The following is a 26,236-nucleotide window of genomic DNA, read 5'->3' on the forward strand; positions in this document are numbered from 1 at the left end:
ATATCAACCCATTAATTTTAAGGCTTCTCTTATTCTCTCAGAAATATCAAGTGAAGCATCAACTTTTTCCAGTGATTTTTTTGCGTCATATACATTATAACCCAAGGAGATTAGTGCCTCAACAGCTGGATCATCATTTTCATCAAATAAAGGAGTTTCTTCTTTTGTAAAATCTAAATCTAAATTTAATTTTTCAACTTTATCCTTCAATTCAAGAATAATTCTCTGTGCAGTTTTTTTACCAACTCCTGGCAGTTTTGTTAGTGGCTTTTCATCCTTTGATAAAATGTATTTTGCAATATTAGAAACATCATCTCCATCTAAGATTCCCATAGCAAGCTTAGGACCAATACCTGTAACACTTGTAAGTAAATCAAAGGCATTTCTTGTTTCGCTGTCCTTAAACCCATACAAGATTGCAGCATCTTCTCTAAGAATAAGTCTAATATTTATAAAAACTTCTTCATTTTTATAAAAAGTGTGAAGCTCTCTTGAAACCATATTAATTATGTAACCAATTCCATTAGTTTCAAGAACTAAATAACCTCTATCTGTAGAGTGAACTCTTCCCTTTAAAAATTCTATCATTATATCAACCTAAAACTTTCTTTAAACTTAATTGAACTGCCATGAGTAATTGCAACAGCAAGTGCATCAGCAACATCATCAGGTTTTGGTACTTCTTTTAAATTTAAAATCATCTTAACCATTTCTTGAACTTGATTTTTTGTTGCCCTTCCATATCCCACAAGAGCTTGCTTAACTTGAAGCGGTGTATACTCAAATAAAGAAGCTCCACTTTTTTTTGCAGACAAAACTTCAACTCCACGAGCCTCTGCAACAGTTATTGCAGTCTTTACATTTTTGTTAAAAAATAATTCTTCAAAGGCAATGTCCTGTGGCTTATATTTATCTATTAAGTCATTCATTTCTGAATAAATAGTATTTAATCTATCTGGAAGAGGGACTTTTGCCATTGTAGTTATTGCACCATAATCCAAAACTTTATATGAATTACCATTTAACTCCAAAAAACCATATCCAACTATTGCTATTCCAGGGTCTATGCCCATTATTACCAATTAATCACCACTTTAAAAAGGATAGTTTAAAACTATCCTTACTTATATCTTTTTAAAACTCTATCGTTAACTCCATCCCAAAAACCATTTCTGAAAATCCTAAATCCATCTATGTATAAAAATTTGAAAATTTTATTGTTAAGAGTATCAATTTCTTGTTCAGTCAAATAGGAATCTACTTCCTTGATTTTTACATCATCGTCTTCACTTTTAAAAATAAGTTGCAAATCAAGGTGATCGTTAATGTTATTTATTTTGTCGTTAAGTATTTTTTTCCTAACATCTGAAAGTGTGCTTTTTATAAAAATCCTAATTTGCCTATCTTTTCTAATATCTTTAAAAATTAACTTCTTGAAAGATAAAATTTCTTCATTTTTAAATTCATACTGAAAAAGCTTTTTCCTGTTATAAAGTTCATCAATTGTTAAATATTTTAATGTTATTATTTCAAGTAAGTTAATGTGTTTCTTGGAATTAAAACCAAGTCTATAACCTTCCAAATATAAATAAAGCTCCAACCTATTGATGTCATCATGAATTAAACTAGAAAGGTTTCTCGCAATAAGTTCAATTCCTTCCTTTTGCTTATAAATTTTAATTATATCTTTTCTCAAATTTTCAAGAGTCACATACCTTGGATAAATATTTTCAATTGACTCATAAACATTGTATAAATTCAAAAGAATATTTATGCTATCTAGGTCACCCTTGAATAAGAAATTTGCAATTAGGTATTTTTTTATATCTTTAAAGGCAAGGCTTTTAAAATTTTCTTGATTTAATTTTTGTGCCAAATCCATAAAAAAATCCTCCGGTTTCGTATAAAAATATTATACTATATATTCCGAAGGATTTGTATCCAATTTGTAAATTTATTAAATTTTATAATAATTTTATTTTATTTTCTTTACAAAAGTTCAAACTTTTTTCGTCCCAAACGCCTACTTGTACTTCTCCTATATGGCTTTTTTCAAGGAAAAACATACAAATTCTTGATTGACCAATTCCTCCACCAATTGTATAAGGAAGTTTAGCATTTAAAACATCTTGGTGATATTTAAGTTTAAATCTATCAGTAGTATTTGCAATTTCACATTGACTCTTTAAAGAATCTTCATCAACACGAATACCCATACTAGAAACTTCTAGTGAATTTCCCAAAACTTCGTCCCAAAATAAAATATCTCCATTTAAATTCCAATCATCATAATCAGGACTTCTATGATCATGAGGTTCACCTGAATTTAAGTTTGCCCCAATACCCATAATAAAAACAGCACCCTTATCTTTACAAATTAATTTTTCTCTTTCCTTTGCAGTTTTACCTGGATATAGATCTTCAAGTTCTTGTGAAGTTATAAAAAATATTTCATCAGGTAATTTTTGTGAAAGAATATAAGGATAAGTTTGATTGATATATTCTTCAGTTCTCTTAAAAACTGAAAAAATTTCTTTTACAGCTAAAAATAAATATTCTTTATTCCTGTCACTTTTATCAATTATCTTTTCCCAATCCCATTGGTCAACATAAGAAGAGTGAATTTCATCAAGTTCTTCTTCGGCTCTTATTGCATTCATATCGGCATAAATACCTTCGTACTTATTGAAATTATATTCTTTAAGAGCATTTCTTTTCCATTTTGCAAGAGATTGTACTATTTCAACATTAATACCATATTGTCTTAAATCAAAGTCAACTGCTTTTTCTCCATTTAAGTTGTCATTAAGACCAGTCTCTGGTCTAACAAATAGAGGCGCAGAAACTCTTTGCAAATTTAAAGTATTGGCCAAGTCTCTTTGAAAATAATCTTTAACTGACTTAATAGCTATCTGTGTTTCTCTAAGGTCTAATTTTGTAGCACTTGAATTGTTTCTCATCTTTTCCTCCATAATTTTAAAAATTCTTCCACCCTTAGAGTGAAAGAATTTTAATTCTTATATAAATTGTATATCATATTCTCCATTGTATTCAAGTATTGATTCAATAACAAGAATAGAAATATTTGTTGATAAATTTAAAGCAAAATTCAAATCATTGTCAAAACTGTGATTAGAATTTTTATACTCATCAATTACTTTTATTAGATAATTCTTTATCTTTTTCTCCAGTTTTATATCAGAGTCTTCAAAAAAGTTTATATCTTTTGAAAAAATAACTTCAACGAAATTTTCTTCTGAAAACTTATTTTCTCTAGCGTATAGAGCTAAGTCTTGTTCATATCTAACATGCTTTTTTAAATTTTCAAAAAAAGTCATTCTATAAGCGTGAGGATAACATACAAAATCACAAAGATAATGCATTATTATGCCAAGCTTTTTGCTAATATAATTAATGAATAATTTGCTTTCGTTACCTTCAGAATAGGAGTATCTGGAAAAATAAATAAGCCTACTTATCTCTCTTGAAATATAATCTCCTGATTCATCAAAATAATGTCTTTTTGTCTTATAATAAGGCAAAACATCTGGAGCAACAGAACCCCATAACATCTTTTCCATATTTAGATTTACATTATATTTATCTTTTATTCTATCATGAACAATTTTTGCCACGATTTTATGTGTATCTGGTAAAATTTTAAACACATCCTAAAAATTAAAGTTTATTACAACTTTATTTTATACTCAATAAGTGGAATTGTCAATTTTTAGTTAGTTTTATCTAGTTCTTTAGTTATTACATCCCAAATATTTTGAGTTTCAAATCCAAGTCTCCAAGATCCAACACCTGCAAGATTGTATTTATTTACAAGAGAAACTTTTTTTTCTAAAGAATTTGCATCTTCAATCCAAATTTTATAAGTTGAACCATTTTCTTCATATTCTACATAATTTTGTTGTGATTCTTTATCCCATGTTGGTTTTAATCCCTTTGATGCAATAATATTTGCAACTTCTCCCATGGAAATAGTCTTTGATGTAACTTTGTCATTTGATTCTTTCCATAGTCTTGTGTAAAGTGGAACACCTAAAATCATTTTTCTATTTGCTACATTTCTAAATAGAACATTAATACTTCCCTCTACCCATTTATATTGGGCAACGGAACCCGCTTCATCAGATGATCCCCAATGTTGATCGTAAGCCATTACAACCACATAATCACAAATTTCGGCTAAAGCTTTTCTATCATAAGGCTCCTTAGTTACATCTGAAGAAATTTGTGGTGTAACATCAACTGTGATAATAAAATCATCGCCAGCTTTTTCTCTAAATTCACTTACAAAGGCCGTTATATTATCTCTATCTTCAACTTTTGTGTGTTCGAAGTCTATATTTATTCCCTTCATATTGTATTTTCTACAAAGTTCCAAAGTTTTATCAATAATTTTTTTACGTGTATCTTCCTTTGATAGAGCTTCATGAGTAATATTTGGATCAAAGGAATTATCTAAATAAGCCCAAACCTTTATACCAAGTTCATTATACTTTTTAATATAATTTTGGTTTCCTCTATCAATCATGTCTCCATTGCCATTTCTAATAGAAAACCATGTTGGAATTATTACATCAAGTCCCTTTATATCTTTTATTTGATTAACTTTTTCATCAGAATGCTCTGCATAAGTGTAATCCCAAGTTAAATTAATAGGGTCTTTTGAAGTATTTTTTGTTCTAGCTCCTAAATTAACTTTTTCAAAATTTTTATCTACATCGTCTTTTAATACAAATCCTGCGTAACCTTCTGGCATCCTGACTTTATAATATTTACCTTTTTCACCGTAAACATATAATTTTTCGCCTTCTGGCAGTTTCTTTATAATAGGACTTCTTCTTGAACTATCTTCTCTTAATAAGGTTTCCTTAGTAGCTTTTGTTAAATCATATTCCTTATCTCTATAGTCCAAAAGTAAAAGTCTTATGTCCTTATTGTATCTCAAGCTAACATTGTAATCGTATATAAAAGCTTCAATTGGAAGCATAATCTTGCCATTTTTTTCAATAACAGGAGCTCTCAAATCAATTGTTCCACTGTTAAACTTTGCTTTATACTCATTTAACATCAATATTTTACTTGCGTATTTATTTTCTATTTTAACTTCCCCAGTTTCCTTGTCATAAGAAATATTTTCATCAAGATATTTTTTTATATAATCAAGGGATAGATAAATCATTCCATCTTCAATAGAAAAATCCTCTTTATCAATATCTTTATCTTCTGTTATAAAATTAAACTTGTCATATTTAGTTGAAATTTTAGTAGTTCCTCTATTTTCAACAAATAAAAATGCGCCTGCCGCCAAAATAAAAATCAAAAAAATTCCTAAAAAAATCTTTTTCATATAATCACCTCTCTAATTTATTTGCTCAAAATAAAAGATACTAAAAATAGGACTTTAAAGTCCCACTCTTAGTAATTTGTTTTTTCTTTAACTTTAGCAGCCTTACCTTGTCTATCTCTTAGATAGTAAAGTTTAGCACGTCTTACGCTACCTTTTCTTGTAACAACAAGATCAGCAATTCTAGGTGAGTTCAAAAGGAAAGTTCTTTCAACTCCAATACCATAAGAAATTCTTCTAACTGTAAAAGTCTTTCTTGAACTTTTACCTTGAATTTTTATAACAGTTCCATCAAAAACTTGAATCCTTTGTCTTTCGCCTTCAATAATCTTGTAGTGAACACTTACAGTATCTCCAACATTAAATTTAGGTAAATTTTCATTTAATTGTTCATCTTCAATAGCTTTAATATAATCCATTGTCTTTACCTCCTTCCAGTAAATCTTTTAATATATCTTTTTCTTCATCATTTAAGATTTTATTTTTTAATAAATCTGGTCTTTTCTGTAAAGTACTTTTAATAGACTCTCTAAGTCTATATTTTCTAATTTTTTCATGATCTCCACTTAAAAGAATTTCAGGAACTTCAAGTCCTCTAAATTCTTTAGGTCTAGTATATTGTGGATGTTCTAAAAGTCCATTATAATGTGATTCGTCTTGAAAAGACTCATTACTAGCAAGAACACCATCAAGTAACCTTGATACACCATCTATAATTACCATAGATGCCAACTCTCCACCAGTTAAAACATAATCACCAATAGAAATTTCTTCATCTACATAATTTTCAATGACTCTATTGTCAATACCTTCGTAATGACCATTTAAAAGTATTATGTGTTCTTCATTTTTAAGTTCTTTTAGCTTATCCTGAGTTAAAACCTTGCCCTGTGGGGACATATAATAAACCTTAGAATTTTCTTTCTTTACAGATTCAATTGCCTCTACTATTGGTTTTATTTGCATTAGCATACCTGGTCCACCGCCATAAGGATAATCATCAACTTGTAAATATTTATTGATTGCAAAATCTCTTATATCTACAGTTTCAAGATCTAATTTTCCTTGGCCGATAGCCCTTCCAACAATAGAAAAGTCTCTAATGTGATTTATGAATTCGGGAAATAATGTTAAAACACTTATTTTCACAAAATCATTCCTTCTATTAATTTAATAGTTATTGTAGAATCTATTTTTTTAATAAATTCTTTAACTGCAGGTATTTGATAAATACTTTTATCATCACTTTCAATTATAAAAATATCATTAGCAGGATATTCCAATACATCTTTTAATGTTCCAATATATTTGTTATCAGTATCATAAACTTTTTTACCAATTATATCTGAAATATAGTACTGATTTTCATCTAAAGCTAACCTATCTTCATCTTTAATATAAATCTCGCTACCTTTTAAATTAATTACGTCATTTATATTTTCAAAGCCTTCAAAAGTAATATAAACAAAATCATTTACTCTTACTTTTTTTATAAAAAATTCAGTTAAATCATCGCCAACATAAAGGCTTTTTAATTTTGAAAATCTTTTGTTATCAAATGTATAAGGTTCAACTTTTAATTCACCTTTTATACCATGAGTATTTATAATCTTACCAATGCAAGTAATTGAATCTTTAATATTCTTCAATTTCTAAATTAACCTTTACATCTTCTTTTAGTGAAACAGCTTTTAAGATTGCTCTAATTGCCTTAGCAATTCTACCTTGTTTTCCAATAACTTTTCCCATATCATTTGATGCAACTTTAAGAGTGATATCAATAGAATCATCATTCTTAGACATAGTAACATCAACTGAAGAAGGATCGTCAACTAAAGATTTAGCAATATATTCAATTAATTCAACCATTTTGGTCCTCCAAACATACTGTTATTCAGTAGCTTCTGATTCACTCGCTTCTGCTGTATTATTTGAGTTCTTTTCAGCACTATATACTGAGTTTTCTCTGAAAAGTCTGTCAACTGTATCAGTTGGTTTTGCACCATTTTTAATCCAGTTGTTAGCTTTATCAGAATCTACAACAACTTTCTTAGGAGTTGTTAATGGGTTGTAATAACCAATCTCCTCGATGAATTTTCCATCTCTAGGACTTCTAGAGTCTGCTACAACTATTCTATAAAAGGGTTTTTTCTTTGTACCCATTCTTCTAAGTCTAATTTTTACTGCCAAATTATTCACCTCCACAAAAAAATTTATATATTAAAATATATAAGCTACTTTAAAAGGAAAAAGGTAATTTAAATTTTCTTTTTCCCATATTTTTAGACATGTTTCCAAATTGTTTCATCATTTTTCTCATGTCTTTAAACTGTTTTAACAGTTTGTTTACATCTGCTGGACTAGTTCCAGAACCCTTTGCAATTCTCTTTCTTCTTGAAGAATCTATTATTTCAGGCTTTTGTCTTTCTTTTTTTGTCATTGAAAGAATCATTGCCTCAACTTTTGCAAATTCATTATCGGGTAAGCTAATACCTTTTAATGCTTTACTATTAACACCAGGAATCATTCCTATTATATCTTCTAGGGGGCCCATATTTTTCATTTGTTGCATTTGATCTAAGAAATCTTCAAAAGTAAAAGTTGACTTTCTAAGTTTCTCTTCAAGTTCCTTTGCTTTCTTATCATCAACAGCTGATTGTGCTTTTTCAATTAAGGATAGCACATCTCCCATACCAAGAATTCTTGATGCCATTCTATCTGGATGAAATACTTCTATATTATCCATCTTTTCACCAGAAGCTATAAATTTTATAGGAACTTCAGTGACTGATCTAATTGATAGAGCAGCACCACCTCTTGCATCACCATCAAGTTTAGTAAGTATTACGCCTGTAAGTTTTAACATATCGTCAAAAGTATCGGCAACATTTACTGCATCTTGACCAGTCATTGCATCAAGAACTAGTAGAACTTCAGAAGGCTCAAGTGCCTCGTGAATATCTTGAAGCTCTTTCATAAGTTTTTCATCAATGTGAAGTCTACCAGCTGTATCGATGATTACAACATCATTTCCATTTTTCTTTGCATGCTCAAGAGCAGCTTTAGAAATATCAACTGGTGAAATTTTATCTCCCATTGTAAAAACAGGAGTGTCAACAGACTTTCCAACAACTTGAAGCTGTTTTATCGCTGCTGGTCTATAAACATCACAAGCAACTAAAAGAGGTCTTTTTCCATCTTTTTTTAATCTATTAGCAAGTTTACCACTTGTAGTAGTTTTACCTGCACCCTGAAGACCACACATCATAATAACAGTTGGTTTTTTTGAGAAGTCAATTTTAACTTCACTGGTTCCCATTAAATTTGTGAGCTCTTCGTTAACAATTTTAATAACTTGTTGGCCTGGAGTTAAAGATTCTAAAACTTCTTTTCCCAAAGCTCTTTCTTTTACTGTTTTTACAAAGTCTTTTACAACTTTAAAGTTTACATCAGCCTCAAGAAGTGCAAGTTTTACTTCACGCATGGCGGCATCAATATCTTTTTCTGATAATTTACCTTTGCCTGTTAATCTTTGCAAAGTATTTTGCAATTTATCGGATAAACTTTCGAATACCAAAAATCCACCTCCTAGTCAAAAAGTATTTTTCTAAGTTCTTTAATTTTCAAATTATTTTGATTTAAAAATTCTTTTTCCATACTTTCTAAAATAGTTTCAATTTTTTTTCTTTTTATTACTTTATTTTCTTCTTCTTTTTTCGAATTTTTTATTAATTCTAGTTTTTCTTCAAATTCTTCTAAATTATTTTCTGCCCTTTTTAAGTTGTCAAAGACTGCTTGCTTTGAGATATTAAGTTCTGATGAAATCTCATTTATTGTGCAGTCATATACGTAATACATATAGGCGGCTTTTTTTTGTTTTTCTGTAAGAAGATTTCCATAAAAATCAAGTAAACTGTTCATCCTAAAAAATTTTTCATTCATTTTATCACCATTTTTCTAGCGAGGTCAACCTTTTTACTTGACCTTTATTATTGTAGCTAATACTTTCCCTTATGTCAATAAATTTTTTTAATTTTTTCAATAATTTTTAAAAAAATGTGGTGATTTTCAAATCTTATCTAACAGTCCAAAATTTAACTCTTTTTTTCTTAATCTATTTATATTTTTACAAGTAAAGTTTTAAATTTTATCATTAAAAAAGTAGGATTTCTCCTACTTTAAGATTCTATAAAATTTTATCCAAATATGGTTTCTAAGAAAGTATCAATATTAAAATCTTGAAGATCTTCTATTCCTTCACCAACGCCGATAAGTTTTATTGGTATACCAAGTTCAGATTGAAGAGCAATTACAACTCCACCCTTAGCAGTTCCATCAAGTTTTGTAAGGGCAATTGCAGAAATATCTGTAACTTCCTTAAAGGTTTTTGCTTGATTAATTGCATTTTGACCAGTTGTTGAATCTAGAACCAATAAATTTTCTCGATTTGCTTCTGGATATTTTTTACTGATAATTCTATTTATCTTTTCAAGTTCTTTCATTAGATTTGACTTGTTGTGAAGTCTTCCTGCAGTGTCAACAATTAAAACATCAGTCTTTCTTGCCTTTGCCGCCTCAATTGCATCAAATACAACTGCTGCTGGATCAGATCCTTCATCATGACTTATTACATCAACATTTGCTCTAGATCCCCATTCTTTTAATTGGTCAATGGCTGCTGCTCTAAAAGTATCTGCTGCACAAACTAACACAGATTTGTTTTCATTTTTAAATCTTTGTGACAGCTTTCCAATAGTTGTAGTTTTTCCTACTCCATTTACTCCAACAACTAAAATAATTACTGGTGGTTCTGAATTAATTTTTGTGTTTAATTCAGGATTCATTAATTTTTTTGCTTCTTCCAATAAAAGAGGTTTAACTTCTTTAGGATCGTTAACTTTTTCTCTTATAATAGTTTCTCTCAAATTATCAATTAATTTCATAGTAGTTTCCATACCAACATCTGCAGAGACTAAAATATCTTCAAGGTCTTCTAGCATTTCATCATCGATTTTTACATAGGCTCCAAGAACTGTGTTGATTTTAATTCCTACTTCTTTTCTAGTTTTGTCAAGACCTTCCTTTAATCTTTGAAATAGAGAAACTTTTTTTGGCTCTTCTTCTTTTTCTTCTGCTTTTTTTTCTAAAGCATCTTCTATTACTTCTTTATCTTGAAATTCTTTATTTGTATCTTCTTTTTTTTCTGAAGTCTCTATATCTTCTTCTGAAAGATTTATTTCTTCTTCAACTTCTTCAAGCTTTTCATGAATTTCTTCTTTAACTTCAGATTCTTTTTCTTCTGCTTTTTTTTCAATGGCATCTTCTATTACTTCTTTGTCTTGAAATTCTTTATTTGTATCTTCTTTTTTTTCTGAAGTCTCTATATCTTCTTCTGATAGATTTCCTTTTTCTTCAACTTCTTCAAGCTTTTCATGAATTTCTTCTATATCTTCTTCTTTTTTGTCTTCGGAAAGCTCCTCTTTAGATACTTGAATTTCTTCCTTAACTTCATCTTCTTTTTCTGACTTTTTTCCTAAAGCATCTTCAATTACTTCTTTATCTTGAAATTCTTTATTTGTATCTTCTTTTTTTTCTGAAGTCTTTATATCTTCCTCTGATAGATTTCCTTTTTCTTCAACTTCTTCAAGCTTTTCATGAATATCCTCTACCTCTTTTTCTTTGTTGTCTTCAGAAAGTTCTTCTTTAACTTCTTGAATTTCTTCCTTAACTTCATCTTCTTTTTTCTTAAATTTATCCTTTAACCATTCAAACATTTTTTTCTCCTAATCTTTTAATTTTACAGAGTACAATTTACTAATTCCTTTTTCTTCCATTGTAACACCATACATAGTCTTTGCAATCTCCATTGTAAGTTTTCTATGAGTAATTATTATAAACTGAATTCCATCTAATGTTAGAAGGTAATCAGCATATCTTTTAATATTAGCATCATCAAGAGCTGCATCTATTTCATCTAAGATGCAAAAAGATGCAGGTCTATATTTTAATAGTGCAAATAATAGTGCAACAGCAGTTAGAGACTTTTCTCCACCTGAAAGAAGGGAAAGTGATTGAAGCCTTTTGCCTGGAGGCGAAGCTTTTATTTCTATTCCTGAATTTAGCACATCTCCTTCAATAGAAATTTCAGCACGACCACCATTAAATAAAATTTTAAAAATTTCAGCAAAATTTCTTGAGATTTCATCCATGGCTTCTGTAAATATTTTTTTCATCTCAAGGTCTAGTTTATTTAAAATTGACTTAATTTCTTCCTTTGACTTAATTAAGTCGTCTCTTTGTGAGCTGTAGAAGTCAAGTCTTTCCTTTACAAGTTTGTATTCTTCAATAGAAGAAATATTTACTTCGCCATAGTCCCTTACCTTTTTCTTTAATCTTTTAATCGAACTTTCCTTTATATCTTCAAGCTCCTCATTAATGTAGTCGTGATAATCTTCGATGTCATACTCTTCATTAAGTCTAATACTTTCATTTGAAATTTTACTTTTATTCATGTCGATTTTTAAAGTTATTTTTTCTAATTCTGAATTTATAATAAGGGATTTTTCCTTTAATTCACTTAACCTATCTTTTTTGTCAAAATAAACCTTATTTTTTTCTTCCAAAAGTTCTTTAAAATCAAGAAGGGAAAGTTTTAAATTCTCAATAGAAGATTTAAGCTTTTCTAATTTTATTTTATTTTCATCATTGAAATTTGTCTTTTCATGAATATTATTACTTGCGTTATCTAAAGAGATTTTATTACTTTCTAATTTATTTTCAATAGATTGAATTTCTTTCTTTATTCTTTCACTTTCTCTTTTATTGTATAGGAGTTTTTCTTGGTTTTCTCTTTCTAAAAGTTGAATTTCAATTTTTTCACTTTTCAAAGTTTCAATGGACATTGATAATTCTCTTAGTTTTTCTCCACTATCAACTTCTTTTAAAAGATTTTCCAATATTTTATTTTTGTTTTCTATTTCTAAAGTATTTTTTTCTAAATTTGAAAAGTCAATTTTAATATTTTCTTCTAATTCTTTTCTTTCGCTTTCATATTTATTTAAATAATTTGTATTTAAATCTCTATCATTTTTATTTTTATAGATATTCTTTTCAATATCAGAAATTTTTATATTGTAAGTATTTTGTCTTTCAGTAAAGTCTTTTACAAAATTATCTAATTCAAAAATTTCTCTTTCTATTTTACTTTTATCATCACTAAGTTTACTAATTTCTAAATTTACTTTTTTAAATTTGCTTTGAAGTTCGCTAATTTCGTTTTTACGCAAAATAAAACTGCTGTTGTAATTATTAAGACTTCCACCAGTTATAGCTCCCGATGGATTAAAGACTTCTCCCTTTAAAGTGACAACCTTTAATTTATGTTTCTTTGATAAATGGCTTGCATTTTTAAAGTTATCGGAAATAATAACTCTTCCAAGTAAATTATAAAAAATACCCCTAAAAATATCGTCAAATTCAATTAAATCACAAGCTATGCCAACTATGCCTTCTTCAGCTATATTTATTTTTGCTTTATTTCCATTTACTCTATCTAGTGGCAAAAATGTTGCTCTTCCCATTTTGTTTTCTTCTAGAATTTTTAGCATGTCTGATGTTTCCTTGGTTGAAGATACAATTATGTTTTGAGCCATGGATCCTAAAGCTACTGAAATTGCTCTTTCATATTTTTTTTCTACAGAAAATTTTTCAGCAACTGGTCCAAATAGTGAATCTTTAAAAACATTATGCTTTGAAGAAAAATTCATAAAAGATTTTACAGTTCTGTTATAACCTTCATAATTTGACTCCATATTTTCAAGTATTTTTAATTTTGCTAAAATTTCACTTTGAGAATTTTTCTTTGAAATTAACTGATTTTCAAGATTCTCATTATTTTCATTAAGTTTTACTAGCTTTTCTTCAGTTTTTTTATATTCTGATTTATCTTTTTCAAGGGCTTTATTTAAGCTATCTACTTCCTTTAAATCTTTTTCTATTATCTTTTCAAATTCTAATTCGTTATTCTTGAGATTTTCAATGCTTTTATCTAAGCTATCTTTTCTATTATTTTTTTCCTCAATAATATCCTTTAAGGTTTCTTTTTTAAATTTTATATTTTCAATTTCATTTTTTAATTTATTTTTATTTTCAAATTTTAAATTGCCAATTTCTTCTAAATTTTTAAATTCTTCTTCCAGATTTTCAATAATCTTATTTTTGCCTTCTAGTTTTTTTAGAATTTCATCCTTTGAATCCTTTAAAGCTTCTTCATTCTTTTCTAAATCCTCTAAATTATTATTATTTAAAATTAAATTATCCTTTAAAGACTCATTTTCGAAATCAATTCTCTCAGAATCTTTTTTTAGGGAGTTAATCTTTTCAAACTCAAGGTTAAGCTCTAAATTTAATTTATCGTACTCATCTTTTTGAAAATTTAAATTTTCAATGGACTCATTATTTTTATGAGAAATATTTGAAATTTCATTCTCCAAAAGCTCTAATTCGCTGTATAAATTATTTCTTTCAATAATTATTTTATCAGCATCATTTTTTAAGCTATCTGAACTTTCTTCCAATCTTTTAATTTCTTCTTCTCTTTTATTAATCTCTTTACATGAAAAATTTATATCATTAATTTTTAAAATTTCAAAATCTTTTAGATAGGCACGTGCCTTTTCTGCTTGAGCCTTAAGATTTTCTTCTTGAAGAACTATTTCTGATAAGATATCTTCGATTCTTACTAAATTCTCTTCTGTCTTTAAAAGTTTATTAGTAGATTGGATTTTTTTATATTTATATTTAGAAATTCCAGCAGCTTCTTCAAAAATATTTCTTCTATCCTCTGGCTTTGAACTTAAAACAGACTCAATTTTTCCTTGACCTATTACAGAATAACCATCTTTTCCAATACCTGTATCCATAAAAAGTTCTTTAATATCTTTAAGTCTGCACTTTTTGTTATTTATTAAGAATTCACTTTCAAGAGACCTATACATCCTTCTAGTTACAGAAACTTCATTAAAGGGTAATTTAAGGGATTTATCACTATTGTCAAATACAATTGTAACTTCAGCAAGCCCAAGAGGTCTTTTAGCATCAGTTCCAGAAAAAATTACATCTTCCATTTTATTCCCGCGAAGATTTTTTACTGAAGTTTCGCCTAGCACCCAGGTAATTGCATCAGTAATATTACTCTTACCACTACCATTGGGACCTACAATCGCTGTAGTAGTCTCATCTAATTCAATTTTTGTTCTATTTGCAAAGGATTTAAAGCCTTGCATAGTAATTGATTTTAAAATCATCTGCTCACCTATAATAATCTCTTATGTCAATAACTTCTGTAAATTTCCCTTGAACCTCTACTTCAAAATCGTCTAAATCTTTTTCTTTTAATATTATTTTTGAAATCCCAAGTTCTTTTATAATTTCATTTTTATTTTTTGATTTCTGACCGCTAATATTTGAAATATTTTTTCCTTTAGCATAAATTAAAATCTCTCTATTAATATTTTGAGACTTTTTAAAATAATTTAAAAGACCACTTTTAAAATAAAAAGATTCTACTAATTGTCTGTAAGCAGGATGGAAAGCTCCCGCAACTACATCTCCATCATAATTTATATTCTCCGTTGGCTGAAGTCCAACTCTTATTACATTAATATTCTTCTTATAGTAAATATCAAGGATATCAGCAACAAATTTAATAGAAGATCCTAAATCTAAAGCCTTATAATTTCCATCTACTAAATCTCTGTAAAGCATGGTCTCTTTAATTACAAGAGTTGGATAAATTCTCACACAGTAAGGATTTAGTTTTACAAATTCCCTCGCAGTAAAAATTGATTTTTCTAAATTATCTCCTGGTAGACCCACCATTTGTTGAAGTCCCAGTTTAAATCCATAATCCTTAATTAATTTTGATGAACTATAGACACAAGCTGGATTGTGGCCTCTATTAGATAGATTTAATACTTCTTCGTCTAAGCTTTGTACTCCTAATTCAATTATATCAACACCATATTTTTTTAAATTTTTTAAAATTTCATGGTCTATTGCATCTGGTCTTGTTGAAAGTCTTATATATTTAACTAAACCCTTTTCTTTATATTTATGTGCAACTTTTAAAAATTCTGATTGTTTTTCAATGGGAATTGCTGTAAAACTTCCTCCATAAAAAGCAACTTCAATATTGTCCTTTCTCTTAAAATAAGAAAGATATTCCAAAATAGTATTTTCAACATCACTATTTGAAATATCTGTAGACATTCCCGTAATTTTTCTTTGATTACAAAAAACACAATCATTAGGACAGCCATAGTGAGGAATGAAAATCGGTATAATATTTCTTTTAGACAATTTTTCCGCTCCTTTTAAAGGCATCTTTTGCAGCTTCTTGCTGAGATTCCTTCTTAGTTTTTCCCTTTCCTCTTCCAAGCAAAACATCATCTAAATAAAGTTCTGTAAAAAAAATCTTGTCATTGTCAGGACCCTCTTCTTTAACCAATTTATATTCTGCTTTTTTCCCAGATTTTTGAACTTCCTCTTGAAATTTAGTTTTGAAATCAATATTAAATAACTTGTAGCTATCCTTTTCTAAAAATTCTTGGAATAAATTTAAAATAATTTTTTTGATATTTTCAAAATTTGAATCTAAATAAATTGCACCAAATAAAGCTTCAAGAGCATCAGCAGAAGTTGATTTTCTATTCCTTCCACCACTTTTTATTTCGCCCTTTCCAAATTTTATATACTCTCCAAGATCTAGCTTTTTGGAAATATAAAATAAGACTTTTTCATTTACAGATTCAGCCCTCATTTTAGTTAGAGATCCCTCATTATCTTCTGGAAAATTTTTATAAAAATACTCTCCAATTACAAGACCTAGGACAGCATCTCCAAGATATTCAAGTCTTTCGTTACTATCATAACTCTTCATCTTATTTTCATTTACAAAAGAACTATGAGTAAGAGCCTTTTCCAAGAGATTTTTATTTTTAAAATAATAATTTAATTTTTTTTCAAGAAATTTTAGATTGTCTTTAGACATGAAATCACTGATCCAAGTCTTCTACAAAGTCAATAACATCGCCAATAGTTTTTAATTTTTCAAGATCATCTTCAGAAACTTCAGTCTCAAATTCTTCTTCAATTGTCATTACTAATTCAACAAGTTCAATAGAATCAGCATTTAAATCTTCTTGAAAATTCATATCTTCATCAAGTTCATTTACGTCCATGTTAAATTGTTCCGCAATAATTTCTAGAATTCTTTCTTTCATTTTTCTTCCACCTTATTCTTTATTTTATTAACTATATTAGATTCTACTATATTTATAGCGTATTTTGCAGCATTTTTTATTGCTATACTATCAGAATTTCCATGAGCTTTTATAATATTTCCATCAATACCTAAAAGTATTGTTCCACCAACTTCCTTTGCATCTAAGGCCTTAAATTTAGTCATTAAAAATTTTGCAAAAACATTTTTGCTTTCAGGGTCAAAATCAGATTTTTCAATAATTTGAAAAACATTTTTTACTGCAAAATCAATTACTCCTTCAATTGATTTTAAAAGTATATTTCCATCAAAGCCATCACAGACAAGAAGGTCAACATCATTATTCATTATATCTCTTGCTTCCAAATTTCCTACAAAATTTATAGAGCTATCTTTTAACTTATTATAAGTTTCTTTATAAAGAGAATTTCCCTTTCCTTCTTCAGTGCCTACATTTAAAAGAGATACTCTTGGTGATTCAATTTTATAATATTCCTTTAAGAAAATATCTCCAAGGATAGCAAACTGTAAAAGAAGATCTGGATTAGTATCCATATTAGCTCCAGAATCAATTACCAAAGTATTTGATTTATTCCCAGGAATAAGTGTAGGAAGGACTGCTCTCTTTATCCCCTTAATTCTTCCAACAATAAATAGTCCGCCTGCTAAAAGAGCTCCTGTACTTCCTGCAGAAATTATTGCATCTGCTTTTTTTTCTTTTAATAAAGTCATTGCAACTACAATAGAGGAATTCTTTTTGCGTCTTAAAGCAAAGGCAGGATCTTCATTGTTCTCAATATTATCTTTTGCATCAACTATTTCAACTTTATCCTTATTGTAATCTAGTCCCTCTAGATTTTCTATTATAAAATCTTCTCTACCAACTAAAATAATATCTGTATCAAATTCATTAGAGGCTTCGATTGCTCCTTTAATTATTTCAGATTTATTATCTCCACCATTTATATCAAAAATTAATTTCATTTCGACCTCCAGTAATTATTTTAATATTATATCAAAACATTAAAAAAATCAATGATTTGAGCTTACAAACTCTATTTTTAAACTTATAAAAGTGTAACATAAAATAGAAAAAATTTACATAAAAAAACTCGCTCATTTTTATCGAGCGAGTTTAAATAATTATAAAATTTATATTTTACAAAAATTATTCTTCTTCAGAAAGAGTTACATAACTTGCATATCTTTCTTTAGCATTTTCTTCAGCAACTTCATAAAGTTTTTCTGCTCTTTCAGGGAATAATTTCTTTAATGAAGTGTATCTAACTTCTCCATCTAGAAAGTCTCTGAAAGGTTTTGTAGGTTCTTTAGAATCTAATATGAATGGATTCTTTCCTTCAGCCTTAAGTTCTGGGTTAAATCTGTATAGATGCCAGTAGCCAGTTTCTACTGCTTTCTTTTCTTCTTCAACTGAGAAGCCCATACCAACTCTGATTCCATGGTTTATACATGGTGCGTAGGCAATTACTAGTGATGGTCCATTATAAGCTTCTGCTTCTTTAATTGCTTTATATGCTTGGTTTTTGTCAGCACCAAGAGCGATTTGTGCAACATATACATATCCATAAGTAGTTGCCATTAAACCAAGATCTTTCTTCTTAGTCAATTTACCAGCTGCTGCAAATTGTGCAATTGCTGCTGTTGGAGTTGATTTAGAAGCTTGACCACCAGTATTAGAATATACTTCAGTATCAAGAACAAGTACATTTATATTTTCGCCAGATGCTAGAACATGGTCAAGTCCACCGTAACCTATATCATAAGCCCAGCCGTCTCCACCAATAATCCATTGACTCTTCTTAATTAAGAATCTTTCAAGACCTTTTAGTGTGTCAATAATTTCATCTGCTTTATCGTTTCCAAATTTCTTGTCAAGAACTTTTAAAATTTTAGCACTAGCAGCCTTAGATGTCTTGTAATCTTCTTTACCTTCAATCCAAGCGTTAAATGCTTCATTAGCTTCATTATCAACATTAAGTTCTACGAAGTCTTTCATTAGATTTTCAATTCTATTTCTAGTTTGTTCTTGAGATACAGCCATACCATATCCGTATTCAGCATTATCTTCAAATAATGAGTTAGCCCATGATGGTCCATTTCCGCAATCATCTGTGCAATATGGCATTGATGGTGCAGAACCGCCCCAAATTGAAGAACAACCAGTTGCATTAGCAATACTCATTCTATCTCCAAATAGTTGAGTTACAAGTTTAACATATGGAGTTTCTCCACAACCTGCACAAGCTCCAGAGAATTCAAGATATGGAGTTTGGAATTGAGAATTTTTGAAATTATTTGGCTCAATATTTTCTTCTTTAGATTTAATATGTTCGGAAGCATATTCCCAGTTAGCTGCTTGTACATCAATTTCATTTTCGAATGGTGACATTACAAGTGCTTTTTCTTTAGCTGGACATACTTGAGCACAGTTTCCACAGCCAGTACAATCTAGAGGTGAAATTTGAATTCTATATTCATAATCTTCAAGTCCCTTACCTCTTGCTTGTTTAGTTTCAAAACCTTCTGGTGCGTTGGCTTTTTCTTCTTTGTCTGCTAAGAAAGGTCTAATTACAGCGTGAGGACAAACTAATGAACATTGGTTACATTGGATACAGTTTTCAACTTTCCAGTGAGGAACATTAACTGCAATACCTCTCTTTTCGTAACGGCTTGTTCCAGATGGGAATGTTCCATCAGGCATATCAACAAAAGCAGAAACTGGAAGGTCGTTACCTTCTTGTCTATTCATTGGAATCAAAATGTTATTGATAAAGTCAGGTGCTCCACTAATCTTGAAGTCCTTAGTAGTGTCAGCATTTTTCCAAGAATCTTTTACTTCTACTTTTTTAAGAGCGTTAATTCCTTGATCTACTGCTGCGTAGTTCATGTTTACAATATCGTCGCCCTTAGCGCCGTAATCTTTTACAATTGCTTTTTTAAGAAGTTTAACTGCTTCATCAATTGGGAGTACTTGAGAAAGATTAAAGAATGCAGCTTGCATTACCATATTAGTTCTTCCGCCAAGTCCAACTTCAGCGGCTATTTTTGTAGCGTTAATTGTGTAGAATTCAATTTCATTGTCTGCAATATATTTCTTCATATAACCTGGAAGATGTTCGTCAAGTTCTTCTTCATTCCAAATAGTATTTAGTAAGAACTTTCCACCCTTTTTAAGTCCTCTTAATAGGTCATAAGAATATACATAAGATTGTTTTGAACAAGAAATAAAATCAGTTTCTGTTAATAGATAAGTTGAAGTGATTTTATTTTTACCAAATCTCAAGTGAGACATTGTAACTCCACCAGATTTCTTGGAGTCATAATCGAAGTATCCTTGAGCATACATGTCAGTATTATCACCAATGATTTTAATTGCTGATTTATTAGCACCAACTGTACCGTCAGATCCGAATCCCCAGAATTTACATCTAATTGTACCTTCTGGTTCAGTAGTAATTTCTTTTTTTATTGGTAAAGATTTGTGAGTTACATCATCATTAATACCAATTGTGAAATCATTTTTAGGTTCAGATTCTTTAAGATTGTCAAATACAGAAAGAATATCAGTTGGGTTAGTGTCTTTAGATCCTAATCCATAAATTCCACCAACAATAAGTGGTCTTTTATCTGATTCATAAAATGCATCTCTTACATCTAAGTAAAGTGGTTGTCCTACTGCGCCCTTTTCTTTAGTTCTATCAAGAACTGCAATTCTTTCTACTGTTTCAGGAATTGCTTCCATTAAGTGTTTGATAGAGAAAGGTCTGTATAGGTGAACTTTAATAAGTCCTGTTTTTTCTCCATTTGCATTTAAATAATCAACAACTTCTTCAATTGTTTCTGTTACAGAGCCCATTGCTACAATTATATCAGTTGCATCTTTAGCTCCATAATAGTTAAATAAGTTGTATTCTCTTCCAGTTAATTTAGAAATGTCTTTCATGTAATCTTCAGTAATACCAACGATATCTGTGTAGTATTTATTTGAAGCTTCAATTTCTTGGAAGTAAATATCAGGGTTTTGAGCAGTACCTCTAACTTGTGGTCCATTTGGATTTAATGCTCTTTCTTTAAAAGCTTTAATTGCATCATGATCAACAAGTTTTGCAAGGTCATCGTAATTAAGTACTTCAATTTTTTGAACTTCGTGAGACGTTCTAAATCCGTCAAAAAAGTGAACAAAAGGAACTCTACCTTTAATTGCAGATAAGTGAGCCACGCCAGCTAAGTCCATTGCTTCTTGAACAGAACCTGATGCAAGAAGTGCGAATCCAGAAGCTCTAGAAGCCATAACGTCTTGGTGATCACCAAAGATTGATAGTGCATGAGATGCTAACGCTCTAGCTGCTACGTGGAAAACTCCTGGAAGTAATTCACCAGCTATCTTATACATATTAGGTAGCATAAGTAATAAACCTTGAGATGCTGTGTAAGTTGATGTAAGTGAACCAGCTTGTAGGGCACCGTGAACAGCTCCAGCAGCTCCTCCTTCAGATTGTAACTCCTTAACCAATACTTCTTGTCCAAAAATGTTTTTTCTTCCGTGAGAAGCCCAAGCATCAATGTGCTCAGCCATTGGAGATGATGGAGTTATAGGGTAAATACAAGCAACGTCAGAGAACGCATAAGCGACATGAGCGGCTGCTTCATTACCATCCATTGTTTTAAATGTTTTAGCCATATCTTCCTCCTATTATTAATAATATAAATATAAACTAACCATACTGTTTATATTATAGAACTTAATTTAATAAATTTCAATAATATTGTTAATAAATGGGTTTGAATATTTGAAAATAGCGAAACGCGAAAGACGTTCCATATTATGGAATTATATATTTTTTGTAAATTTCTTATATATCATTTATAAATATAAATAAAAGACCATAAAAATATGATCTTTTATTTATTCTTTAATTTTTTTAACATTCTCTCATTAAGGGCAGTAGCCGGATTATAACCTAATTCCTTTTGCTTATAATTTTTTGTGGCAACCTCAATAATAAGTGCAGTGTGCCTTCCAGGTTTTACAGGAATATCAAACTTAACTACATCAATTCCTAAAATATTCTCATAATTATTGTCTAATCCAAGTCTTTCATATTCTTTGGACTCATCCCAATCTTCTAAGTTTACCACAACTTCTATTGCCTTTTCTTCCATTACAAAACCAATACCGAACATCTTTTGTATGTCAATAATTCCTACTCCTCTTATTTCCATAAAATACTTGGTAATTTCAGGTGATTTTCCTATTAATTTTTTATCCATATTTTTTATTATAACTGAGTCATCAGAAATAAGCCTTGCACCATTGGAAATTAAATCAAGTGCAGTTTCACTCTTTCCTATTCCGCTTCTTCCAGTTATCAAAACGCCAATACCAGAAATATCTAATAAGACCCCATGCATTCTTGTAGTTGGAGCCAGAGCTTCATCAACTAATGAGATTATTTTACTAAAAATTTTAGAAGTAGTATCCGGACTTCTAATAATAGTAACATCATATTTTTCAGCCAAAAATTCCGCTTGAGGAAAAATCATATTATTTCTTGAAAAAACAACAACAGGAATGTTATATTTGAATAATTTTTCTAAGGTTGTAAATTTATCTTCGTCATTTAAGGAATTAATATAGTGCCATTCCTGTGTCCCTATTAGTTGAATTCTATCTTTTACAAATTTTGAATAATAACCACAAAGCTGAAGTCCAGGACGGTTTATATCACTATTTTTAATTTCAATCTCTCTATAATCACTAGATGCATGAATTATTTCAAAATTTAATTCATCAACAATATATTTTAATTTAACTCCCATTATTTACTCTCCTAAAATGTTCATAAAGCGATTCTGCACTTTTTTCATTCATTGATTCAACTTCCATAAGCTCCTTAACGCTTGCCTTTTTTATTTTGTCAATGGATTTAAAGTGTTTCAACAAGTTTTCCTTTCGCTTTGGTCCTATTAGTTTAATATCATCAAGCTCTGACTTAAACATTGTCTTGGACCTAAGATTTCTGTGATAATTAATTGCAAACCTGTGAGCTTCTTCTTGGATCTTGTAAATCATTTTATAAGCTCTTGAATTTAAATCCACATTAAACTCTTCATTGTTATAAATAATGCCACGAGTTCTGTGGAAATCATCCTTGACAAGCCCACAAATTTCTAAATTTAAATTTAATTTATCTAAAATTTCTTTGGCGGCATTTACTTGACCCTTGCCACCATCCATCATTATAAGGTCTGGAAAATTTGAAAAGGAAGAATTTTTATCTTCTTTCTTTTCTTCTACTCCCCTTTTAAATCTTCTCTCAATGACTTCCTTTAAACTGGAATAATCATCTGGTCCTATAACACTTTTAATCCTAAATTTTCTGTAGTCACTCTTTTTTGCATCTCCATCTTCGAATACAACCATGGATCCAACAGACTCTACTCCTGAAATATTTGAAATGTCATAGGCTTCAATTCGCCTTGGTCTTTCTCTTAAGCCAATTAAATCTTTTATATCTTCAAGAGCCAGCTTATTTGATTCAGCTCGCTTCTTATACTTGTCGCCATACTTTTCAATCATGTCAAGGGCATTTCTCTTTACCATTCTAATTAATTCTTTTTTATCGCCCTTTATAGGAACAGTAATGCTAACTTTATTGCCTCTCTTTTCAGTCAGCCAATCTTCTAGCACTTCAATATCCATAGGTTTTTCTTCGATAATAATTTCCTTTGGAATATAAGATGCTCCAATATAAAATTGTTTTAAAAATGAAGAAAAAATTTCCTCGTAGCTATCGTTATAGTAATCCCTTATCATATAATGCTCTCTGCCAATGATTTTACCATTTCTAAAAAAGAAAATTTGAATTAAGACTTCATCAAGTCCCTTGGCAAGGGCGATGATATCTTTATCGTCACGTGCTTCAGGATCACTAATAAGTTGTCTTTCCTTTAAGTATTCTAAATTTTTAATTCTGTCTCTAATATCAGCAGCATTTTCATAGTCAAGATTTCTTGAGTAATCCATCATCTTATCGTGAAGTTTATCTATTAACTTATTGTTAGAACTTGAAAGAAAACTCAAAACCTCATCTACCATAACATTATAATCTTGATCCTTAACATTACCTATGCAGGGTCCAAGGCATTTTCCAATGTAATAATTTAAACAAGGTCTATAATTTTTTTCTTCAACATTTTCTAGATTCAAGTTGCAAGTCCTTAGAGGGTAAAGTCTCTCAAAAGTTTCGATTGATTCATTTACTGCAAAAACATCTGGATAGGGTCCAAAATATTTTGCCCCATCCTTTAAAATCCTTCTTGTCTTCATAACTCTAGGAAATCTCTCATTGACCTTGACCTTGATGTAAGGATACTGCTTGTCGTCACGCAAGAGAATATTATATTTTGGGAGATTGTCCTTGATTAAATTGGACTCAAGAACCAGAGACTCCACTTCATTTTCTACAATAATGTACTCAAAATCGTGAATTTTTGAAACCATGCTGGCAACTTTTTTGGAAGACTTACCATAAGACCCGAAGTATTGTCTCACTCTCTTCCTAAGAGACTTGGCCTTGCCAACATAAATTATCTCATCTAATTCATTTTTCATTATATAAACCCCCGGTTTATCTGGAAGTTGGTCAAGCCTTTCTCTTAAATCTAACAATTATCTACTAACCTCTTTCGTTGCTTCTTTTAAATAATCTAAAATTTCTCCACTAACATATGGACTTAACTTATCAAAAACTTTTCTGTGATAAGAATTTAAAACTTCTATCTGCCTATCTGTAAGTAAATTTACATCAATTGCCGCAAGTTCAAAGGGGCAAAAAGAAATTGTCTTAAATTTATTAAAGACTGAATCATGAGTTTCGCAGTCAAAGACTACTCTCATAATATTTTCAATTCTTATTCCATGCTTATTTTCCTTGTAGACACCAGGTTCATTGGAGACAATCATATTTTCCTCCATCCTAACAGCAGGATCTCTTGGAGAAATTCTATGTGGACCTTCATGAACTGATAGGACAAAGCCAATTCCGTGTCCTGTTCCACACTTGTAGTCCATCCTGTCTTGCCAAAGAGCATATCTGGCAATGCCATCTAAGGCTAAATCATAAGTGCCCTTTAAAAATACTGCGTCCATTAAATTTATGTGACTCTTTAATGTCATTGTGTAGTCGTGAATTTCTTCCTCTGTAAGGTCTCCCATGGCAATAGTTCTTGTGATATCTGTTGTCCCAGAATAGTATTGTCCACCTGAATCCACAAGGTAAAATCCCCTTGGCTCAATTACAGCTTGGTCCTCTTCTTTGGCATGATAGTGCATCATGGCTGCATTTTTTCCATAGGCAGAAATCGTATCAAAGGAATTTGAAATATAAAGTGGATCTTCTGCACGCATAGAGTCAAGCTTCATAGCTGCATCATATTCTCCTATTTTATTTTTTGCATTTTCTTTTAACCAGTAGATGAACTTAAATAAAATTGCTCCATCTCTTATATAAGTATCTTCAAGATTTTTTATTTCAGTTTCATTTTTTATCGCCTTTAAATTTTCTGAAATATTATTGCCAAAAATTGTCTCATTATTTTCGCAAATTCCCTTGTAAATTCTTTCATTAATAGAATTTGGGTCTAGGTAAATTTTTTTGCCTTGATGATTTTTTAGGTAATCATAAAATTCTGAGTAAGCTCTCACTTCAACTAGATCAGAAATTTCTTTTTCAATCTTTTTAATCTTTTCTCTGTCAGTAAATAAAAATACCTTGTCAGCTTCTATAATCATAAAAGAAATTAAAACTGGCGTATCCTTTATGTCCATGCCACGAATGTTAAGAGTCCAGGCAATGTCCACAAGTGAAGAGACTATTGTCATGTCAGCTTTCTTGTCTCTTAAAATTTTTCTGATTTTAGAAACTTTTTCTGTTGCAGACTTTCCTGCATACTTTTCATCAAGTAAAAAAGCATCTTCATTTGGTAGTGGGTACCTATTTTTCCAAAGGTCAGTAATTAAATCAGCATCAACAATTTTTACATTTTTCTCCTTTAATTTCTCTTCCAAAGAAGAAAAACTTTGGTGAGAAAAATATTCTGCATTTAAAGCAAGAGTCATGCCTTCTTTTATATTATCACTAATCCAATCACTGTAGTTTAAAACTCCAACTTGACCTTCTTTTTGAAGTTCAAAGCCAAAATCTTTAATTTCTTTTGCAGCTTGTATAAAATACCTGCCATCAGTCCAAAGATATGCCTCATCTCTAGTTATGACAGCTGTTCCCTGTGAACCAGTAAAGCCTGTTACAAATTCCCTTTCCTTGTAAAAATCTGGAAGGTATTCAGATCCATGGGGGTCTTTTGATGGGATAATATAAAAATCTATATTTTTTTCTCTCATTATATTTCTAATTTCATTTAAAATCACAAAATCACATCCTAAGTCATATATTATCACAAGGATAAATTTGAGCAAAGAAAAAAGTCCGGCGAAATAATTTTCAACCGAACTTTCTTCTGCATTGTATTTTAAAATCCTTTTAAGCTTATTTTTTTAAATCCTATAGAAT

The 26,236-nt window shown here is 29.8% G+C and carries 23 protein-coding genes; all 23 read right to left on the reverse strand.

Features of this window, described 5'->3' with window-relative positions:
• Window positions 1-3: 3 nt before the first annotated feature.
• Window positions 4-588: a Holliday junction branch migration protein RuvA gene (gene ruvA / locus JOD41_RS00670; RefSeq protein WP_205051161.1), complete on the reverse strand. Its 585-nt coding sequence runs from the start codon at window positions 586-588 to the stop codon at window positions 4-6.
• Complete coding sequence (ruvC, locus tag JOD41_RS00675) at window positions 588-1,082, reverse strand: crossover junction endodeoxyribonuclease RuvC (RefSeq protein WP_205051162.1); 495 nt, start codon at window positions 1,080-1,082, stop codon at window positions 588-590. Before ruvC ends, ruvA begins: the two co-directional genes overlap by 1 nt.
• Window positions 1,083-1,120: 38 nt before the next feature.
• Entirely contained in the window at window positions 1,121-1,882 is a 762-nt protein-coding gene (locus tag JOD41_RS00680) for a hypothetical protein (protein WP_156700920.1), read from the reverse strand.
• Between the two features lie 82 nt (window positions 1,883-1,964).
• The gene (gene asnA / locus JOD41_RS00685; protein ID WP_205051163.1) at window positions 1,965-2,960 is read right to left on the reverse strand and encodes an aspartate--ammonia ligase; all 996 of its coding nucleotides are present in this window, start codon (window positions 2,958-2,960) and stop codon (window positions 1,965-1,967) included.
• A 57-nt stretch (window positions 2,961-3,017) separates the two neighbouring features.
• Window positions 3,018-3,668 (reverse strand): zinc dependent phospholipase C family protein, encoded by a 651-nt coding sequence (locus tag JOD41_RS00690; RefSeq protein ID WP_338046843.1) that lies wholly within the window; start codon window positions 3,666-3,668, stop codon window positions 3,018-3,020.
• 62 nt (window positions 3,669-3,730) lie between these two features.
• The gene (locus JOD41_RS00695; RefSeq protein ID WP_205051164.1) at window positions 3,731-5,365 is read right to left on the reverse strand and encodes a glycosyl hydrolase family 18 protein; all 1,635 of its coding nucleotides are present in this window, start codon (window positions 5,363-5,365) and stop codon (window positions 3,731-3,733) included.
• Window positions 5,366-5,433: 68 nt separating this feature from the next.
• Window positions 5,434-5,781: a 50S ribosomal protein L19 gene (gene rplS, locus JOD41_RS00700; protein ID WP_156700912.1), complete on the reverse strand. Its 348-nt coding sequence runs from the start codon at window positions 5,779-5,781 to the stop codon at window positions 5,434-5,436.
• The gene (gene trmD, locus JOD41_RS00705) at window positions 5,768-6,511 is read right to left on the reverse strand and encodes a tRNA (guanosine(37)-N1)-methyltransferase TrmD (protein ID WP_205051165.1); all 744 of its coding nucleotides are present in this window, start codon (window positions 6,509-6,511) and stop codon (window positions 5,768-5,770) included. The genes rplS and trmD overlap by 14 nt, the downstream gene beginning before the upstream one ends.
• Window positions 6,508-7,011, reverse strand: coding sequence for a ribosome maturation factor RimM (gene rimM / locus JOD41_RS00710; protein ID WP_205051166.1), 504 nt, complete (start codon window positions 7,009-7,011; stop codon window positions 6,508-6,510). Before rimM ends, trmD begins: the two co-directional genes overlap by 4 nt.
• Window positions 6,998-7,231 (reverse strand): KH domain-containing protein, encoded by a 234-nt coding sequence (locus tag JOD41_RS00715; protein ID WP_156700906.1) that lies wholly within the window; start codon window positions 7,229-7,231, stop codon window positions 6,998-7,000. The genes rimM and JOD41_RS00715 overlap by 14 nt, the downstream gene beginning before the upstream one ends.
• 21 nt (window positions 7,232-7,252) lie before the next feature.
• The gene (rpsP, locus tag JOD41_RS00720) at window positions 7,253-7,552 is read right to left on the reverse strand and encodes a 30S ribosomal protein S16 (RefSeq protein WP_156700904.1); all 300 of its coding nucleotides are present in this window, start codon (window positions 7,550-7,552) and stop codon (window positions 7,253-7,255) included.
• A 49-nt stretch (window positions 7,553-7,601) separates the two neighbouring features.
• Window positions 7,602-8,939: a signal recognition particle protein gene (gene ffh, locus JOD41_RS00725; protein WP_156700902.1), complete on the reverse strand. Its 1,338-nt coding sequence runs from the start codon at window positions 8,937-8,939 to the stop codon at window positions 7,602-7,604.
• An 11-nt stretch (window positions 8,940-8,950) separates the two neighbouring features.
• Complete coding sequence (ylxM, locus tag JOD41_RS00730; protein ID WP_205051167.1) at window positions 8,951-9,304, reverse strand: YlxM family DNA-binding protein; 354 nt, start codon at window positions 9,302-9,304, stop codon at window positions 8,951-8,953.
• Between the two features lie 254 nt (window positions 9,305-9,558).
• Complete coding sequence (gene ftsY, locus JOD41_RS00735) at window positions 9,559-11,136, reverse strand: signal recognition particle-docking protein FtsY (RefSeq protein ID WP_239540828.1); 1,578 nt, start codon at window positions 11,134-11,136, stop codon at window positions 9,559-9,561.
• Between the two features lie 9 nt (window positions 11,137-11,145).
• Window positions 11,146-14,667 (reverse strand): chromosome segregation protein SMC, encoded by a 3,522-nt coding sequence (gene smc / locus JOD41_RS00740; RefSeq protein WP_205051168.1) that lies wholly within the window; start codon window positions 14,665-14,667, stop codon window positions 11,146-11,148.
• A gap of 4 nt (window positions 14,668-14,671) precedes the next feature.
• Window positions 14,672-15,721, reverse strand: a complete 1,050-nt coding sequence (locus tag JOD41_RS00745) for an elongator complex protein 3 (RefSeq protein ID WP_205051169.1) — start codon at window positions 15,719-15,721, stop codon at window positions 14,672-14,674.
• Window positions 15,714-16,412 (reverse strand): ribonuclease III, encoded by a 699-nt coding sequence (rnc, locus tag JOD41_RS00750; protein WP_205051170.1) that lies wholly within the window; start codon window positions 16,410-16,412, stop codon window positions 15,714-15,716. Before rnc ends, JOD41_RS00745 begins: the two co-directional genes overlap by 8 nt.
• A 4-nt stretch (window positions 16,413-16,416) precedes the next feature.
• Complete coding sequence (gene acpP, locus JOD41_RS00755; protein ID WP_205051171.1) at window positions 16,417-16,644, reverse strand: acyl carrier protein; 228 nt, start codon at window positions 16,642-16,644, stop codon at window positions 16,417-16,419.
• Window positions 16,641-17,627 carry a phosphate acyltransferase PlsX gene (gene plsX / locus JOD41_RS00760; RefSeq protein ID WP_205051172.1) on the reverse strand — a complete coding sequence of 329 codons (987 nt, stop codon included), beginning with the start codon at window positions 17,625-17,627 and terminating at the stop codon, window positions 16,641-16,643. The genes acpP and plsX overlap by 4 nt, the downstream gene beginning before the upstream one ends.
• A 184-nt stretch (window positions 17,628-17,811) precedes the next feature.
• The gene (gene nifJ, locus JOD41_RS00765) at window positions 17,812-21,345 is read right to left on the reverse strand and encodes a pyruvate:ferredoxin (flavodoxin) oxidoreductase (RefSeq protein WP_205051173.1); all 3,534 of its coding nucleotides are present in this window, start codon (window positions 21,343-21,345) and stop codon (window positions 17,812-17,814) included.
• Between the two features lie 221 nt (window positions 21,346-21,566).
• Window positions 21,567-22,484 carry an HPr(Ser) kinase/phosphatase gene (gene hprK / locus JOD41_RS00770; protein ID WP_205051174.1) on the reverse strand — a complete coding sequence of 306 codons (918 nt, stop codon included), beginning with the start codon at window positions 22,482-22,484 and terminating at the stop codon, window positions 21,567-21,569.
• Window positions 22,474-24,336, reverse strand: a complete 1,863-nt coding sequence (uvrC, locus tag JOD41_RS00775; RefSeq protein ID WP_205051175.1) for an excinuclease ABC subunit UvrC — start codon at window positions 24,334-24,336, stop codon at window positions 22,474-22,476. Before uvrC ends, hprK begins: the two co-directional genes overlap by 11 nt.
• Window positions 24,337-26,094, reverse strand: coding sequence for an aminopeptidase P family N-terminal domain-containing protein (locus JOD41_RS00780; RefSeq protein WP_205051176.1), 1,758 nt, complete (start codon window positions 26,092-26,094; stop codon window positions 24,337-24,339).
• Between the last annotated feature and the right edge of the window lie 142 nt (window positions 26,095-26,236).

The sequence above is a fragment of the Peptoniphilus gorbachii genome, from assembly GCF_016908115.1.
Classification (GTDB): domain Bacteria; phylum Bacillota; class Clostridia; order Tissierellales; family Peptoniphilaceae; genus Peptoniphilus_A; species Peptoniphilus_A gorbachii.

Bases quoted from the DNA above. Each gene is read 5' to 3' on its own strand.
- ruvA (WP_205051161.1), bottom strand. From the start codon at position 588: ATGATAGAATTTTTAAAGGGAAGAGTTCACTCTACAGATAGAGGTTAT.
- JOD41_RS00680 (WP_156700920.1), bottom strand. From the start codon at position 1,882: ATGGATTTGGCACAAAAATTAAATCAAGAAAATTTTAAAAGCCTTGCC.
- asnA (WP_205051163.1), bottom strand. From the start codon at position 2,960: ATGAGAAACAATTCAAGTGCTACAAAATTAGACCTTAGAGAAACACAG.
- JOD41_RS00695 (WP_205051164.1), bottom strand. From the start codon at position 5,365: ATGAAAAAGATTTTTTTAGGAATTTTTTTGATTTTTATTTTGGCGGCA.
- rplS (WP_156700912.1), bottom strand. From the start codon at position 5,781: ATGGATTATATTAAAGCTATTGAAGATGAACAATTAAATGAAAATTTA.
- JOD41_RS00715 (WP_156700906.1), bottom strand. From the start codon at position 7,231: ATGGTTGAATTAATTGAATATATTGCTAAATCTTTAGTTGACGATCCT.
- ylxM (WP_205051167.1), bottom strand. From the start codon at position 9,304: ATGAATGAAAAATTTTTTAGGATGAACAGTTTACTTGATTTTTATGGA.
- ftsY (WP_239540828.1), bottom strand. From the start codon at position 11,136: ATGTTTGAATGGTTAAAGGATAAATTTAAGAAAAAAGAAGATGAAGTT.
- smc (WP_205051168.1), bottom strand. From the start codon at position 14,667: ATGATTTTAAAATCAATTACTATGCAAGGCTTTAAATCCTTTGCAAAT.
- rnc (WP_205051170.1), bottom strand. From the start codon at position 16,412: ATGTCTAAAGACAATCTAAAATTTCTTGAAAAAAAATTAAATTATTAT.
- acpP (WP_205051171.1), bottom strand. From the start codon at position 16,644: ATGAAAGAAAGAATTCTAGAAATTATTGCGGAACAATTTAACATGGAC.
- plsX (WP_205051172.1), bottom strand. From the start codon at position 17,627: ATGAAATTAATTTTTGATATAAATGGTGGAGATAATAAATCTGAAATA.
- nifJ (WP_205051173.1), bottom strand. From the start codon at position 21,345: ATGGCTAAAACATTTAAAACAATGGATGGTAATGAAGCAGCCGCTCAT.
- hprK (WP_205051174.1), bottom strand. From the start codon at position 22,484: ATGGGAGTTAAATTAAAATATATTGTTGATGAATTAAATTTTGAAATA.